The organism is Mycobacterium sp. NGS29 (assembly GCF_059812965.1).
In genome coordinates this window covers 14,143-30,729 of the sequence record NZ_JCALDR010000002.1, presented here as the reverse complement: position 1 = coordinate 30,729, position 16,587 = coordinate 14,143, and the positions used below count along the sequence as shown (strand labels likewise).

Sequence of the window (16,587 nt, the reverse complement as noted above, 5' to 3'; positions counted from 1 at the left end):
TACCGATTCGGCAAAAGCCCGACGAACCAGTGGCGGGCTGAGTAACGTCGTTGCAGCTCACCTGCCGTCAGCGAACAAATTCCCCGCTCTTGAATGGATTCACCATGGCACTATTGGTCACCCCGCAAGCTCTGCAACAAGCGGCCGACGAATTGGTCGGCATTCGCTCGACAGTCACGCAGGCCAGCACGGTCGCCGCGATACCGACCACCGGCGTGCTTGCCGCCGCCGGGGACGAGATCTCCGCGGCGATCGCCGCCCTGTTCGGCAACTATGGCCGCGACTACCAGCTCCTGGTGGCCCGGGCGGCGGCGTATCACGACCAGTTCGCCGCGGTGCTTGGCGGGGCGGGACGGGCATACGCCGCAGCTGAAGCCGCGAACACCGCTCCCCTTCAGCTGGTCGAACAGCTCATCAACGCACCTACGCAAACCCTGCTGGGACGCCCACTGATTGGCAACGGTGCCGGCGGCACGGCGGCCAGCCCCAACGGTGGCGCCGGGGGTCTGCTGTGGGGCAACGGCGGCAACGGCTACTCGCCCAGCACACCGGGCGTTGCCGGCGGCGCCGGTGGTGCCGCCGGTTTGATCGGCAACGGCGGCAACGGTGGCACCGGTGGGGCCGGCGCCGCGGGCGGTGCCGGCGGCAGCGGTGGCTGGCTGCTGGGCAACGGCGGGGCCGGCGGGGCGGGTGGTGCCGCCGCGATACCCGGTGGCGCCGGGGGCGACGGCGGAGCCGGCGGGGCGGCCCGACTGATCGGTACGGGCGGCGTCGGCGGCAACGGTGGGGCCGGCGCGACCGGGGCGAGCGGCGCGGACGGCATAGCCGGCGCTCCGGACGGCGCCACTGGCGGCCAGGGTGGCAGCGGGGGCAACGGCGGTGCCGGCGGAGGCGGCGGCCTGCTCGGCAGCGGCGGTATCGGCGGCGCAGGTGCGGCGGGCGGCGCGGGTGGTGCAGGCGGTTTGGGGCACGACGGCGCCGTCGGTCCCGTTCGCGGCGCCGACGGCACCGACGGCGGCAACGGCGGATCCGGCGGTCAGGGCGGCAACGGTGGCGCGGGTGGCGCGGGCGGCACCAACGTCCTGGGCCAGACCGCCGCCCAGGGGGTCGGTGGCGCAGGTGGCACCGGCGGGGCCGGCAACGCACCCGGTGACGGCGGGGCGGGCGCCACCGGCACCTGGACCGTCAATGCCGGCGTCGGCGGTGCCGGCGGCAAGGGCGGCGACCCGGGGCTCGGCGGTGGCGGCGGTGCCGGTGGCGCGGGTTCCACCCGGGGTGCAGACGGAGCTGCCGGGTCCTCCCCGACCACCGGAGGTGACGGCGGAGCCGGCGGCACCGGCGCCGACGGCACCATCCCGGGCGCCAACGGTGCGGACGGCGGCGCCGGCGGCGACGGGGGCAAGTACGGCAACGGTGGGGTCGGGGGTATCGGCGGCGACGGGGCCGACGGGTCGGCCGGTTACACCGCCGTGACCGGAGACGGCACCGATGGCGGCAGAGGTGGCGATGGCGGCAGTGGGGGCGACGGTGGAAACGGTGGCACCGCGAGCAGCGTCGGGGGTATGGGCGGGACCGGCGGAAATGCCGGCCACGGCGGCACCGGCGGCAATGGCGTTGAAGGAGCCACCGCCGTCCTCGCCGGGCAAGACGGCGGCGACGGCGGCGACGCGGGTGCCGGCGGTGACGGCGGCCGCGGCGGCGACGGCGGGACGGGTGGGACCGGAGTGGGTGGGCAGGCGCTCAGCGGTGCCGGCGGTGACGGCGGTGACGGCGCAGATGCCGGCGTTGCCGGCAAGGGCGGAAACGGTGCCATCGGAACCTCGGCAACCTTCGCCACCCCGATCGGCGGCCCCGGTGGCGACGGCGGCGACGGAGGCAACTCCGGGACGGCGGGAACCGGAGGGCACGGCGGGCTGGGCTCTTCGGCAGGCGACCAGGGCAGTGACGGCGTTACCTTCGCCGCGGGCGACGGTGGCAGAGGCGGTAACGGTGGCACGCTGACGACCAGCAACGGCAGCGGGGGTGACGGCGGGAGCGGCGGCGCCGGCGGCCAGGGCGGCACCCAGGCAGCGGGCGGAACCGGCGGTGACGGCGGTGACGGCGGTCGCGCCATATTCTTCTCAGCCAGCGGGTCGGGCGGCGCAGGAGGCGAAGGCGGTGCTGGCGGCGACGGCGTAACCGGCGGAAACGGCGGAAAGGGCGGCGCAGGTGGCGGCTCGAACGTGCCTGGGGGTGGAGCAGTCAACGGCGGCCTCGGCGGGGACGGCGGAGACGGTGGACGCGGCACGGCAGGCGCGGGTGGTCATGGCGGCGCGGGTGGCGACGGCGGTACGTCGACCGGAACCAGCGCCGGTAACGGTGGCAGCGGCGGCAAAGGTGGCGACGCCGCCAACGGCACCGCCGGTCAGGGCGGGAACGGCGGAACCGGCGGCGAGGGCCGGACCGCAAACGCGGCAGCCGGTGACGGCGGCACGGGCGGTGAGGGCGGCAACGCCACCAACGGCACCGGCGGTAAGGGCGGGGACGGCGGTATCGGCGGTAACGCCGCCGTGCTGTCCGGTGGTGACGGCGGAGACGGCGGCACGGGTGGTGCCGGTGATCCCGGCGGGGCCGGTGGCACTGGCGGACAAGGCGGCTACGGCGGCACCGTAGGCCAGGGCAACGCGCCCGGGGGTGGCGGCGGCGACGGCGGCGACGGCGGCCAGGGAATCGGTGCCGGCAGCGGCGGAAACGGCGGCACGGGTGGCAATGGTGGCGACGGTGGCCGCGGGACGCCGCTCGAACCGGGTGGCGACGGTGGTAGCGGCGGTACCGGAGGCGACGGCGGCGACTCCGACTCCGGCAGCGGCGGGCCCGGTGGGGACGGCGGCAGCGGCGGCGCCGGCGGACCCGGAATGCTCGAGCTCGGACTCGGGGGTGGACCCGGCGGGCCGGGTCAGCCCCCGAACGGCACCATCGGCGGCAGCGGCGGTACCGCGGGTACCGGCGGAAGCGGCGGCGGACAAACATAGGCGAGGTGTCCATGCACTACCGGGACTATCGGCTGCTGCGTGTGGCCGCCGGGGACGGGATCTGCCGGGCGTCTATCGACAATCCGCCGATCAACCTGCTCGATGTCGCACTGCTCACCGAACTCGACCGGCTGCTCATCGAGGTGGCCGCCGATGACGGGGTGCGGGTGCTGGTACTGGACTCGGCGGACCCGCAGACCTTCATCGCGCACGCGGACGTGGCGCTGATCGCGCACCTGCCACCCGATGACGTCGGGCTGCATGAGGAGTTGTCGCTCTTCCACGCCCTCACCGAGCGGGTGCGAACCCTGCCGAAAGCGACCATCGCCGTCATCGAAGGGGTGTGCCGCGGCGGCGGCTGCGAACTGGTCATGGCTTTCGACATGCGTTACGGGGCAACCGGCACAACGGTTTTGGGCCATCCGGAGGTGTCGGTGGGCATCGTTCCCGGTGGTGGCGGCACCCAGCGGCTGCCGCGGCTGGTGGGCCGGTCGCGGGCTCTCGAAGTGATCCTGGGCGGTCTGGACGTCGATGCCGAGACCGCCCAGGCCTGGGGTTACCTCAATCGGGCGCTGCCGGCCGACGAGTTGCGCCGGTTCGTCGACCGGCTGGCCCGCCGGATCGCGGCCGCCCCGGGGACCGCGATCGCGGCAGCCAAACTCGCGGTGGACGCCGCGTCCGCGGACCTGCCGACCGGCCTGCGCATCGAAGACCAACTGTTGCGCCAAACCGTCGCCACCCCGGTGGCCCGCCAGCTGCTGCAGGCGGCGACGGACACCGGGCGGATCAACCGAGGACCAGCGAGTCCCCGTCCGCGCTGACGTTGACCGGCACCACGTCGCCGTCGTGCACGTCGCCCGCCAGCAGCATCTTGGCCAGCTGATCGCCGATCGCCTGCTGCACCAGCCGGCGCAACGGTCGCGCCCCGTACACCGGGTCGAATCCGCGGTGCGCCAGCCACTGCTTGGCCGGTAGCGACACCTCCAGCTGCAACCGCCGCTGGGCGAGTCGTTTGGCCAGTTGGACCAGCTGGATGTCGACGATCTGCACCAGCTCCTCGGGGTTGAGGCCGTCGAAGATCAGCACATCGTCCAGGCGGTTGATGAATTCCGGCTTGAACGCCGAACGCACCGCCGCCATCACCATCTCCTCGGTGCCACCGGAGCCGAGGTTGGAGGTCAGGATCAGGATGGTGTTGCGGAAGTCCACCGTGCGGCCCTGGCCGTCGGTCAACCTGCCCTCGTCGAGCACCTGCAGTAGCACGTCGAACACATCCGGGTGGGCCTTCTCCACCTCGTCGAACAGCACCACGGTGTAGGGCCGGCGGCGCACCGACTCGGTCAGCTGACCACCCTGGTCGTAACCGATGTAGCCGGGCGGCGCACCGACCAGCCGAGCCACCGAGTGCTTCTCGCCGTACTCACTCATGTCGATGCGGACCATGGCGCGTTCGTCGTCGAACAGGAAGTCCGCCAACGCTTTTGCCAGCTCGGTTTTACCGACACCGGTCGGTCCGAGGAACAGGAACGAGCCGGTGGGCCGGTTCGGGTCGGCTACCCCGGCCCGGCTGCGGCGCACCGCGTCGGACACGGCCTGCACGGCCTTCTTCTGCCCGACGACGCGCTTGCCCAGCTCGTCTTCCATGCGCAACAGCTTGGCGGTCTCACCTTCCAGCAGCCGCCCCGCTGGGATGCCGGTCCACGCCGACACCACGTCGGCGATGTCGTCGGGGCCGACCTCCTCCTTGAGCATCACGTTCTCGCGGGCCTCGGCCTGCGGGATCGCCGCGTCGAGCTTCTTTTCGAGCTCAGGGATGCGGCCGTAGCGCAGTTCGGCGGTCTTTTCGTAGTTGCCGTCCCGCTCGGCACGCTCGGCTTCGCCGCGCAGCGTTTCCAGCTGTTCCTTGAGTTCGCGGACGACGTCGATGGCGTTCTTCTCGTTCTGCCATCTGGTGGTCAGCTCGGCCAGCTTCTCTTTGTAGTCGGCCAGTTCGGCGCGCAGCTTCTCCAGTCGCTCGCGTGAGGCGGCATCCTCCTCCTTGGCCAGCGCCATCTCTTCGATCTCGAGCCGACGGACCAGCCGCTCTACCTCGTCGATCTCCACCGGACGCGAGTCGATCTCCATCCGCAGCCGCGACGCGGACTCGTCGACCAGGTCGATCGCCTTGTCCGGCAGGAAACGCGCAGTGATGTAGCGGTCGGACAGCGTGGCCGCGGCCACCAGCGCGGAGTCGGTGATCCGCACGCCGTGGTGCACCTCGTAGCGGTCCTTGAGGCCGCGCAGGATGCCCACGGTGTCCTCCACGGACGGCTCGCCGACGAACACCTGCTGGAAACGGCGCTCCAACGCGGCGTCCTTCTCGATGTACTTGCGGTACTCGTCGAGCGTGGTCGCGCCGACCAGTCGCAGTTCGCCGCGGGCCAGCATCGGCTTGATCATGTTGCCGGCGTCCATCGCCGATTCGCCGGTGGCACCGGCGCCGACGATGGTGTGCAGCTCGTCGATGAACGTGATGATCTGCCCGGCGGAGTTCTTGATGTCGTCGAGGACGGCTTTGAGTCGTTCCTCGAACTCACCGCGGTACTTGGCGCCGGCCACCATCGATCCGAGATCCAGGGAGACGACGGTCTTGTCGCGCAGGCTTTCCGGCACGTCGCCGGCGACGATGCGCTGGGCGAGACCCTCCACGATCGCGGTCTTGCCGACGCCGGGCTCACCGATGAGCACCGGGTTGTTCTTGGTACGGCGGCTCAGCACCTGCACCACCCGACGAATCTCGTTGTCGCGCCCGATGACCGGGTCGAGTTTGCCGTCGCGGGCGCGTTCGGTGAGGTCGGTGGAGTACTTCTCCAGCGCCTGATAGGTGGCTTCGGGGTCGGCGCTGGTCACCCGCGCGCTGCCGCGCACTTTGACGAACGCGTCACTCAACGCCTGCGGCGACGCGCCGTGGCCGGTAAGCACCTTGGCGACGTCGGAGTCACCGGTGGCCAGGCCGACCAGCAGGTGCTCGGTGGAGACGAACTCGTCGTCCATCTCGGTGGCCAGGTGCTGAGCGGTGGTGATCGCCGCCAGCGACTCGCGGGACAGCTGGGGTTGCGAGCTGGCTCCGCTGCTCTGCGGCAACCGGTCCAGCAGTCGCTGGGTCTCAGTGCGGATGGCGGCGGGCTCGACACCGACAGCCTCCAACAGGGGGACGGCGATCCCGTCGTTCTGGGTCAGCAGCGCCATCAACAGATGGGCCGGCCTGATTTCGGGGTTGCCCGCGGACGATGCCGCCTGCAGTGCCGACGTCAGAGCCGCCTGCGTCTTGGTGGTCGGGTTGAAAGAGTCCACGACACCTCCGTTTCTGATACGTAGTTCAAAATCTCGTCGCGTAGTCCAACGCCGTCAAGGTTGAGTCTGTTCCGCTCAACTCTAACTTAATGTCTGCCGGGCCGTCACGGGACCCGTCTTGGGGAGCCGATGCTCCAAAAACGAGTTTGCGAAATGCCCTTCCCAAAAACGGTTCGCTGCGTAACGTGTCCGTCGATTCCTGCCTACCTGTCCGCGGAAGTACCTGGTGTTGGAGGGTTTTTCACGATGTCAATCATGGTCAATGCGGACGTTTTGTCCTGGGCGGCGACGGATCTCGCCGGCATCGAAAGTTCGCTGCGCGCGGCCACCGGGTTGGCGGCGGCGCCGACAACCGCGGTGGCGGCGGCCGGACTGGATGAGGTGTCGGCTGCGGTCGCCGCGCTGTTCGGCACCCTCGGGCGCGAATATCAGGAGTTGAGCGCGCAGGCGTCGTTGTTCCACAGCCAGTTCTGCCACACGCTGACCACCGCGGCCGGCGCTTATATGGGGGCCGAGGCCGCAAATGTGTCGCCGCTGCAGGCAGCCCTGAATGCGATCAACGCGCCTGCCCAGCAGTTACTGAACCGGCCGCTGATCGGCAACGGCGCCTGGGGTACTGCGACCAGCCCCGACGGCGGCCCGGGAGGGTTGTTGTGGGGCAACGGCGGCAACGGTTACTCGCAGACCACCGCGGGTCTGCCCGGGGGCGCCGGCGGTGCCGCGGGCCTGATCGGCAACGGCGGTAGCGGTGGCGCCGGCGGCGCGGGCGCATCCGGTGGGCAGGGCGGTAGCGGCGGCTGGCTGTACGGCGGTGGCGGGGCCGGTGGAGCCGGCGGCATCGGGGCGGGCGGGGTGGCCGCCGGCGCCGGCGGGGCGGGCGGTCGCGCCTGGTTCATCGGACCCGGCGGCGTCGGCGGGGCCGGCGGCGAGGGCCAGGCCGGTACCCCGGGTATCTCCGGGTCAACTGCCGGCTCGGGCACGGCGGGCGGGACGGGTGGCAACGGCGGCGCAGGCGGCGCCGGCGGCATGTTGGTCGGGGCTGGCGGGGCCGGCGGGGCAGGAGGCGCCGGCGGCGTCGGCGGCGCCGGTGGCGACGGTGCGGCCGGTGCCAACCAGCTCACCCCTGGCCTCGACGGTGGCACCGGCGGCGACAGCGGCAACGGTGCCTCCGGCGGGAAAGGTGGCTACGGCGGTGCCGGCGGTGCCGGCGGGCTGATCGGTGGCGACGGGATCCAGGGAGCCGGCGGCCGGGGCGGTAATGGCGGTGATGCCGGCACGGCCGGTCGCGGTGGCACGGGCGGCGAGGGCACATGGGCGTATAACAACGGCGTCGGGGGCGCCGGTGGACAGGGTGGCAATACCGGCACGGCCGGCACGGGCGGCGCGGGCGGCGCAGGGTCCCAGCCCGGCGCGCAAGGCCTCAACGGGCAGATTCCCACCGACAGCGGCAGCGGTGGCACCGGCGGCAAGGGTGCCGATGCCACCGCGATAGGCGGGACGGGAGCCGCAGGCGGGCGGGGCGGCAACGGGGGCAACTACGGCACCGGCGGCACCGGCGGCACCGGCGGCGCCGGTGCGCAGGGCGGTCCGGGCGCCGACGGGTCTGCTCCGGGTCAGTCCGGTACCACCGGCGCTACCGGCGGTCTCGGTGGCCGCGGTGGACAAGGCGGTGATGGCGGTGCCCTGGGCGGCAGCGGCGGCAAGGGTGGTGACGGCGGCACCGGCGGCACCGGTGGTACCGGGGGCGCGGGCATGACTGGCGCGAACGCCACCGGTGCAGGTGAGACCGGCAAGACCGGTGGCAATGGCGGAAGTGGCGGCTTTGGCGGTCAAGGTGGTGACGGCGGCGACGGCGGCAGCGACGCGCACGGCAACGTCGCCGTGGCGGGCAGAGGCGGCGGTGGCGGCGTCGGCGGACAGGGCGGTACCGCCGGCGACGGCGGCAAGGGCGGTGACGGCAGCTGGACGACCAACGCCGGCGTCGGCGGCACCGGTGGACAGGGCGGCGACACCGGGGACGGCGGTGCCGGCGGCTTGGGCGGCAACGGGTCCGCCACCGGTGCACAGGGCCTCAGCGGGCAGTCTCCCACCAGCACCGGCAATGGTGGAACCGGCGGCAAGGGTGCCGATGCCACCGTCGCCGGAGCGTCCGGCGCAGCCGGCGGCCGCGGCGGTGACGGCGGTAATCACGGCAACGGCGGCACCGGCGGCGTCGGTGGCGACGGCGCCCAGGGCGGCACCGGTCCGGCCGCGACGAAGGCTGACGGCAGCGACGCCACCGGCTACCAGGGCGGCCAGGGTGGCCAGGGCGGCCAGGGCGGAGCGGCCGGCGCCGGTGCTACCAACGGCAACGGCGGACGCGGCGGCAACGGTGGACAGGGCGGCCAGGGCGGCATCGGAATCACCGGCAACAACAGCGCCGGTGGCACCGGCGGCACCGGCGGCACCGGTGGGCAGGCCGGTGACGGTGGTCTGGCCGGCACCGGCGCCGGTTCGGCCGGCGTCCAAGGTGCGGCGGGCACCGGAGGCGCCGGGGGTGTGGGTGGCACCGGCGGCAAGGGCGACGTCGGGCACCACGCCACACTCGCCAACGGCAGCGACGCCACCGGCTACCAGGGTGGCCAGGGTGGCCAGGGCGGCGATGGCGGAGCGGCCGGCACCGGCGGCACTAACGGCAACGGCGGCCAGGGCGGCAAGGGCGGCGACGGCGGTCAGGGTGGCACCGGAATCACCGGCACCAGCAGCGCCGCCGCAGGCGACGGCGGCAGCGGCGGCACCGGCGGGGCGGCCGGCGGCGGCGGCCTCGCCGGGCAAGGGGTCGGCAGCGCAGGCGTTAGCGGTAACGCCGGCACCGGCGGCAACGGCGGGACAGGAGGCACCGGCGGCACCGGACACTCCGGCGCGAACGCAACCGACCCCGGGGGCGCCGGTGGCTCCGGGTCCACCGGCGGGTCGGGTGGTAATGGCGGCACCGGGGGCGCCGCGGGCATCGGTGGCACCAACGGCAACGGGGGCAACGGAGGCCGAGGCGGCTCCGGCGGCACCGGCGGTACCGGCGGCGACGGCGCCCAGGGGATCAGCCCGACCGGTGGTGGCTCCCTCGGCCAAGGTGGGCTGGGCGGCAGCGGTGGTCAGGGCGGCAACGGCGGACAGGGTGGCAGCGCCGGAGCGGGTGCCGGCGCATCAGGCAACACCGGTGTCGGTGGCACCGCCGGCACCGGCGGCACCGGCGGTCACGGCGGCCAAGGCGCCGCTGCTACCAGCATCGATGGCCCTGGCACCGGTGGCACCGGTGGTAGTGGAGGCAACGCCGGCACCGCCGGAGCTGGTTCGAGCACGGGCAACGCCGGCACCGGGGGAACCGGCGGTCAGGGCGGCCAAGGTGGCACCGGCCACAAGGGCAACAACGGCATAGCGGCCGGTTCCACAGGTGGTTCCGGCGACGAGGGTGGAATGGGTGGCAAAGGCGGTACCGGAGGCGCGGCCGGCACCGGCGGGACGAACGGCGATGGCGGCCGGGGCGGTCAAGGCGGCACCGGCGGTTCCGGCGGTACCGGCGGCGACGGCGCGCACGGCACCATACCGGCCGGCGGCGGCAACAGCGGCCAGGGCGGCCTCGGTGGTGAAGGTGGCACCGGCGGCACCGGCGGGCAAGGCGGCAACGCGGGTTCTGGTGCCGGGACAGCGGGCAATTCCGGCAACGGCGGCACGGCAGGAACCGGCGGAACCGGCGGAACTGGCGGCGAAGGCGCAGCAGCCACCAGCACCACGAGTGCCGGTAAGGGCGGCACCGGCGGAACCGGCGGCAAAGCCGGCGCCGCAGGCACCAATGCCGGCGCGGACAGCGCGGGGGCCGGCGGCACCGGAGGCATGGGTGGTCAGGGCGGCGATGGCGCCAAAGGCGTCAACGCCACCGGCCCCGGCGCCACCGGTGGCACCGGCACCGGTGGCGGCGATGGCGGCCAGGGCGGCCGGGGTGGCGCGGCCGGTGTCGGCGGCGCCAACGGTGACGGCGGTCAAGGCGGCCAGGGTGGTCAAGGCGGTGACGGTGGCACTGGCGGTGCTGGCGCACAAGGAATTGAACCGGTCGGCGGCGGCACCAGTGGCCAGGGGGGCCAAGGCGGTGACGGTGGCACCGGCGGTGCGGGCGGCGTGGGCGGCAAGGCCGGTTCCGGCGCCGGCGCAGCGGGCGATGGGGGTGTCGGCGGTACCGCCGGCACCGGTGGCACCGGAGGCCTCGGTGGCCGAGGCGCCAACGTCACCGGTGCTGAGGGCCCCGGTACCGGCGGAACTGGTGGAACCGGTGGTGCCGCGGGCAAGGCCGGCGACGGCGGAGAGGCAGTCGCGGGCGGATCCAACGGCCACGGCGGCCACGGCGGCCAGGGCGGTACCGGCGGCAGAGGCGGGAACGGCGGCACCGGTACGCAAGGGACCAAGCCTACCGGTGGCGGACTCAACGGTCAGGGTGGCCAGGGCGGCGCAGGTGGTACCGGCGGCCAGGGCAGCCAGGGCGGCGAGGCGGGTACCGGTGCCGGCACAGTTGGCAACGGCGGCACCGGCGGCACCGGCGGCAGCGGCGGCCAGGGCGGCAACGGCGGCAACGGCGCCACCGCCACGCTGACCGAGGGACCCGGCACCGGCGGCACCGGCGGCGTCGGTGGCAACGCTGGACAGGCCGGCGCGGGCGGCACGGCGACCATCGGCGGCGCCAACGGCGACGGCGGCCACGGCGGCCAGGGCGGGCAAGGTGGCACCGGCGGCCTGGGCGGCACCGGCTTGCAAGGCAGCAGCCCCGTTGGAGGTACCGACGCCCAAGGCGGAGTCGGCGGAGCGGGTGGCACCGGCGGCCAAGGCAGCCAGGGTGGCGTGGCCGGTACCGGCGCTGGTTCCGTGGGTGATGGCGGCGACGGCGGCACCGGGGGCACCGGCGGCACCGGTGGGCTCGGCGGACGGGGTGCCAACGGCACCGCCACCCAGGGCCCCGGCACCGGCGGCACCGGCGGCGTTGGTGGCTCCGCTGGACAGGCCGGCGCGGGCGGCGCGGCGACCATCGGCGGCGCCAACGGCGACGGTGGCCACGGCGGCCAGGGTGGCACCGGCGGCCAGGGCGGCCAAGGTGGCAACGGCGCCCAGGGCGCCGCACCCGCCGGCGGAACCGTTGCTCAGGGCGGCACCGGCGGCCGGGGTGGTGCCGGTGGCACGGGCAGCGAAGGCGGCATCGCCGGCGCCGGCGCCGGCGAAGTGGGCGGCGGCGGCACCGGCGGCACGGCGGGCACCGGTGGCGCAGGCGGTCTCGGTGGCACGGGTGCCGCCGGCACGGCCACCCAGGGCGCCGGCACCGGCGGTGACGGAGGCACCGGAGGCGCCGCCGGATTGGCTGGTACCGGTGGCCAGGCAGAAATCGGCGGTTCCAACGGCGACGGCGGCCTGGGCGGCACCGGTGGTCAGGGCGGCCAAGGCGGCACCGGTGGTGCTGGCGCGCAAGGCGCTGCACCGATCGGCGGCACCAATGGTCAGGGCGGAATGGGCGGCCGAGGCGGCAACGGGGGCCAGGGTGGCACCGGCGGCCTGGCCGGTGTCGGTGCCGGCACCGTCGGCGACGGCGGTGACGGAGGCGCCGGCGGACAGGGCGGCACCGGCGGCACGGGCGGCCGAGGCGCGGCCGGTGATGGGACCAACGGGCCCGGCACCGGGGGGACCGGTGGCCACGGCGGTAACGCCGGCCTGGCCGGAAACGGCGGCAACGCGGGCATCGGCGGGACCAACGGCGACGGTGGCCAGGGCGCCCAGGGCGGCACCGGCGGCACCGGCGGCGCAGGCGGCCTAGGGACGCAGGGCGCCACTCCGGTCGGCGGCGGCGACAGCGGTCAGGGCGGCCAAGGTGGCCAGGCCGGCAATGGTGGCCAGGGCAATTCCGGCGGTCAGGCCGGCACCGGTGCCGGAGCAGCGGGCAGCAACGGTACCGGCGGCACTGCGGGCACCGGCGGCACCGGTGGCATCGGCGGCCAGGGTGCATCCGGCAGCAGCGGCCTGCTGCCCGGTACCGGAGGAACGGGCGGCAACGGCGGGGCGGCCGGCACCGCCGCGGCCGGGGGCAACGCCGGCGCCGGAGGTACCGGGGGCCAGGGTGGTCAGGGTGGCACCGGTGCCGCCGGCATCGATGCCACCCAGCCCGGCGGCACTGGCGGCAAGGGCAGCACCGGCGGCATGGGCGGCAAGGGTGGCAACGGCGGCACCGCGGGTGTCGGCGGCACCAACGGCGACGGCGGCCAGGGCGGCCAAGGCGGTCAGGGCGGCCCGGGCGGGCAGGGCGGTCCCGGTGCGCAGGGCACCACACCCATCGCAGCCGGCCAGGGCGGTACGGGTGGCGACGGCGGGCAGGGCGGTACTGGCGGCAAAACAGGGACCGGTGCCGGCGCAGCGGGCCACAACGGCGTCGGCGGCACTGCCGGCACCGGTGGAACAGGCGGAAATGGTGGCACCGGCGCCGCAGCAACCAGCACCCAGGGTCCGGGCACCGGTGGCACCGGTGGCACGGGCGGCAAAGCCGGCACCCCAGGCGTGGGCGGGGGTGCTGCCGGCACTGCCGGAACCGGCGGCGCCGGTGGAACCGGAGGCGACAGCAACTACGGTCCGGGCGGCACGGGCGGCACCGGCGGCGCCGGTGGCCAGGGCAGCACGACCGTCACCGGCGGCAAAGGCGGCGCCGGCGGAACGGGTGGCAATTCCACCATCAACCTCAACATCAGCAAAGCTGATGCGTCCGGTGGTACCGGTGGCAACGGCGGCCGGGGTGGAGACGGTTACATCGGTGGCGCCGGGGGGAACGGCGGCCAAGGTGGGACCGGCGGGTCGAGCCACACCCGCGCAGCCGGCGGGAACGGCGGCAACGGCGGAGCCGGCGGCGACGGCATCGTCGCCGGAGGTGCCGGTGGCACCGGCGGATCGGGCAACTCCGCCGGCGTCGCGAGTGTTCCGTTCAGCGGCATGCCGATCCCCGGTCAGGCCCCCGGCGGTAACGGCGGCAACGGCGGAACCGGCGGCAACGCCGTCAAGGGCCGGGGTGGCGACGGTGGCCGCGGCGGTTTCGGCTGGTTCTCCGGCGCCGACAGCGATGGCGGTGACGGGGGCGACGGGGGCAACGGCGGAGCCGGTGCCGGCCCCGGCGGAGCCGGCGGTAACGGTGGCACCGGTGGATCCGGAGGTGAAGGCAACGCGTTCTATAACACCTTCGGAGGCGAGGGGGGCGACGGTGGCAACGGCGGCCCCGGCCAGGGCGGGAAGGGTGGCGAGGGCCAGTCCGGAACGATTCCGACCGGGGTTGGCGGTGGGACCGGTGGGGCCGGAGGCGTAGGTGGGCCGGCATAGCACCCGGTGATATCGGGTCGACGCGGCGCCAGACCTCCCGCGACTGGTGAGCGCGCTCGGCGACAGAGTGGACCGCTAGGTACCTAGAATCGGGTCCCGTGGGCCTTGACGACCGGGAATCTCTACAGGTGTTGCGGGACGCGTTCAAGCCCGGCGACACCGATGTCGTCCACCGCTTCTACACCCACTGGTTCGCCCTGGACCCCGGCGTCCGCGACCTGTTTCCCCCCGATATGGCGAGCCAGCGCGCTGCTTTCGCGCACGCGATGCACTGGCTCTACGGCGAACTGATCGCCCAGCGCGCCGACGAGCCGGTGGCCTTCCTGGCCCAATTGGGCCGCGACCACCGCAAGTACGGGGTGCTGCCGGCCCACTACGCGACGCTGCGACGCGCGCTGCATGCGACCTTGCGCAGCCACCTGGACGGCGGATGGACCGACGCGATCGCCGAGGCCGCCGATCAGTCGCTCAACCTGTTTGCCGGAGTGATGAGTGGGGCCGCGGACTCCGAGGACGCTCCTGCCTGGTGGGACGGAACAGTCATCGAACACACCCGGGTGTCGCGCGATCTCGCGGTCGTGCGGCTGCGCCTGGACCGATCGCTGCAGCACCACCCCGGGCAGTACGTCAACGTGCAGATACCGCAGTGCCCGCGCCGCTGGCGATACCTGTCCCCCGCCATACCCGCCGATCCCGACGGTGGGGTCGAGTTCCACGTCCGCGTGGTGCCGGGCGGCCTGGTCAGCAACGCCGTCGTCACCGAAACCCGGGCCGGCGACCGGTGGCGGTTGTCAAGCCCGCACGGCGGCCTGCACGTCGACCGCGGCGGCGACGACGTGCTGATGGTCGCCGGCTCCACCGGGCTGGCCCCGCTGCGCGCACTGATCATGGACCTGTGCCGGTTCGCCGAGAATCCGCGGGTGCACCTGTTCTTCGGCGCCCGCTACCCGTGCGAGCTCTACGACCTGCGGACGTTATGGCAGGTGGCCGCACACAACCCGTGGTTGTCGGTATCGCCGGTGTCGGAATACAACCGGGACCCGCCGTGGGCGGCCGACTACCCGGACCCGTCGCCGCCACGCGGACTGCACGTCCGTCAGACCGGACGACTGCCCGACGTCGTCGCCAGGTACGGCAGCTGGGGTGACCGGCAGATCCTGATCTGCGGCGGACCCGGCATGGTTGCAGCCACCCGAGCGGCGCTGATCGCCAAAGGCGCGCCGCCCGACCGCATTCAGCACGATCCGTTGTCGCGCTAGACCCTGAGCCTGACGCATCAACGGCGCGAGCGCGGCTGCCAGACCACCAGCGCCGTGCTCTTGGGCACCACCGCGACCTCGCGGCGCTGGTTGGCACGTAACGCCGCCACCTCTTCGGCCAATTCCTTCAGCCGGGACTGCAGGGCATCGACCTGGTTGGTCAGCTCGATGATGCGTTTGATGCCGGCGAGGTTAACGCCTTCGTCCTGGGACAGTCGCTGCACCTCGCGTAGCAGGTCCACGTCGTGCTCGGAATAGCGGCGCCCGCCGCCGGGAGTGCGCTGCGGGCTGACCAGCCCGAGCCGGTCGTAGGTGCGCAGCGTCTGCGCATGCATACCGGCCAGCTCGGCGGCCACCGAGATCAGAAACGTCCGCGCTTCCTCGCCCTTCTTGGCCGCCATCAGCGATTACCTGCCCAACCTGCCCTCGGATCGAATCCGCTGGCCCGCTCGGCGGCCGCGTAGGCTTCCAGCGCCTCTTGGGCGGCGCCTTCCAGGTTCGGCGGCACCGCCACCTTGACGGTGACGAGCAGGTCGCCGCTACCGCCACTGCGCTTGGGCACGCCGCGTCCGCGCACCCGCAAGATGCGTCCGTCGGCGGTGCCTTTGGGCACCCGGACACCGACCTTGCCGTCCAGCGTCGGCACCGAAAGCGTCGAGCCCAAAGCCAACTCGGTGAAGCTGACCGGCACTGTCACGGTGAGGTCGTCACCGTCGCGGCCGAAGACTTTGTCGGGCCGCACGTGCACGGTGACGTAGAGGTCCCCGGACGGCGCGCCGCGCAGCCCGGCCTCGCCCTGGCCGGCCAGCCTGATCCGCTGACCGTCCTCGACGCCCGGCGGGATCCGCACATTGATGGTGCGGGTGCGGGTGGTGACGCCGGTGCCTTTGCACTCCTCACAGGGGTGCTCGATGATCGAGCCGCTGCCCCGGCACTCGGTGCAGGGTTCGGAGAAGCCGAACGCGCCCTGATTGCGGTTGATCACGCCGGCGCCGTTGCAGTTCGGACACACCTTGGGGCTGGTGCCGGGCCGTGCGCCACTGCCGTGGCAGTTGGTGCACGGTGCCGGGCTGGTCAGCCGCAACGGCATCGCGACGCCCTGGGCGGCCTCGACGAAATCCAGTTCCGTCTCGGTTTCCAGGTCGTTCCCGCGCCGGGGCCGGCTGGGCCGCGGCGTGCTGCCGCCGCGGCCGAACAGGCCACCGAACAGGTCGCCGATGTTGGCGCCGCCGGACCGGCCGGCGGCGTCGAACAGGTCGTTCAGGTTGAACTCGGCACCGTCACCGCCGCCGAACCCGCCCGTGTCGAAGCGACGGCCGCCGAAGCCGCCGCCGCCGGCGAACAACCGGCGGGTCTCGTCGTATTCCTTGCGCTTGGCCTCGTCGGACAGGACGCTGTAGGCCTCCGAAACCGCCTTGAACCGTTCGGCTCCGGCCGGGTTCTTGTCCGGATGCAGGTCCGAGGCCAACTTGCGGTATGCGGTCTTGATCTCTTTGGCGTCGGCATCGGAGGCAACGCCCAACTCCTTGTAGAAGTCCTTCTCGACCCATTCACGCTGAGCCACTTCGCGTCACCTCCTTACCTTGTCTTCATTTCCGATGTTCCTGATTCTGTGC

7 protein-coding genes are annotated in these 16,587 nt (G+C 73.6%); 4 read left to right on the top strand and 3 right to left on the bottom strand.

From position 1 onward, the window contains the following. Window positions 1-104: 104 nt before the first annotated feature. Complete coding sequence (locus tag AC5Y5Z_RS02470; RefSeq protein ID WP_499923198.1) at window positions 105-3,011, top strand: PE family protein; 2,907 nt, start codon at window positions 105-107, stop codon at window positions 3,009-3,011. 11 nt (window positions 3,012-3,022) lie between these two features. Further along, a complete protein-coding gene (locus AC5Y5Z_RS02465; RefSeq protein ID WP_463825508.1) occupies window positions 3,023-3,832 on the top strand; it encodes an enoyl-CoA hydratase/isomerase family protein in 810 nt (269 codons plus the stop codon). On the opposite strand, the gene clpB is transcribed toward AC5Y5Z_RS02465, so the two are convergent. Continuing rightward, entirely contained in the window at window positions 3,798-6,344 is a 2,547-nt protein-coding gene (clpB, locus tag AC5Y5Z_RS02460; RefSeq protein WP_463825507.1) for an ATP-dependent chaperone ClpB, read from the bottom strand. The genes AC5Y5Z_RS02465 and clpB overlap by 35 nt on opposite strands. A gap of 246 nt (window positions 6,345-6,590) precedes the next feature. On the opposite strand from clpB, the gene AC5Y5Z_RS02455 reads away from it, so the two are divergent. Together AC5Y5Z_RS02455 and AC5Y5Z_RS02450 are read left to right on the top strand one after the other, a co-directional pair. Further along, window positions 6,591-13,712, top strand: coding sequence for a PE family protein (locus AC5Y5Z_RS02455; protein WP_499923196.1), 7,122 nt, complete (start codon window positions 6,591-6,593; stop codon window positions 13,710-13,712). A gap of 98 nt (window positions 13,713-13,810) precedes the next feature. Beyond that, the gene (locus AC5Y5Z_RS02450) at window positions 13,811-14,971 is read left to right on the top strand and encodes an FAD-binding oxidoreductase (RefSeq protein ID WP_499923194.1); all 1,161 of its coding nucleotides are present in this window, start codon (window positions 13,811-13,813) and stop codon (window positions 14,969-14,971) included. 17 nt (window positions 14,972-14,988) lie between these two features. On the opposite strand, the gene AC5Y5Z_RS02445 is transcribed toward AC5Y5Z_RS02450, so the two are convergent. Both AC5Y5Z_RS02445 and dnaJ read right to left on the bottom strand, forming a co-directional pair. Continuing rightward, window positions 14,989-15,372: a heat shock protein transcriptional repressor HspR gene (locus tag AC5Y5Z_RS02445; RefSeq protein ID WP_463825504.1), complete on the bottom strand. Its 384-nt coding sequence runs from the start codon at window positions 15,370-15,372 to the stop codon at window positions 14,989-14,991. Then, entirely contained in the window at window positions 15,372-16,535 is a 1,164-nt protein-coding gene (gene dnaJ, locus AC5Y5Z_RS02440) for a molecular chaperone DnaJ (RefSeq protein WP_499923193.1), read from the bottom strand. The genes AC5Y5Z_RS02445 and dnaJ overlap by 1 nt, the downstream gene beginning before the upstream one ends. Between the last annotated feature and the right edge of the window lie 52 nt (window positions 16,536-16,587).

Coding starts and splice junctions, on each gene's coding strand:
- AC5Y5Z_RS02470 (WP_499923198.1), top strand. CDS start 105: ATGGCACTATTGGTCACCCCGCAAGCTCTGCAACAAGCGGCCGACGAA.
- AC5Y5Z_RS02465 (WP_463825508.1), top strand. CDS start 3,023: ATGCACTACCGGGACTATCGGCTGCTGCGTGTGGCCGCCGGGGACGGG.
- AC5Y5Z_RS02455 (WP_499923196.1), top strand. CDS start 6,591: ATGTCAATCATGGTCAATGCGGACGTTTTGTCCTGGGCGGCGACGGAT.
- AC5Y5Z_RS02445 (WP_463825504.1), bottom strand. CDS start 15,372: ATGGCGGCCAAGAAGGGCGAGGAAGCGCGGACGTTTCTGATCTCGGTG.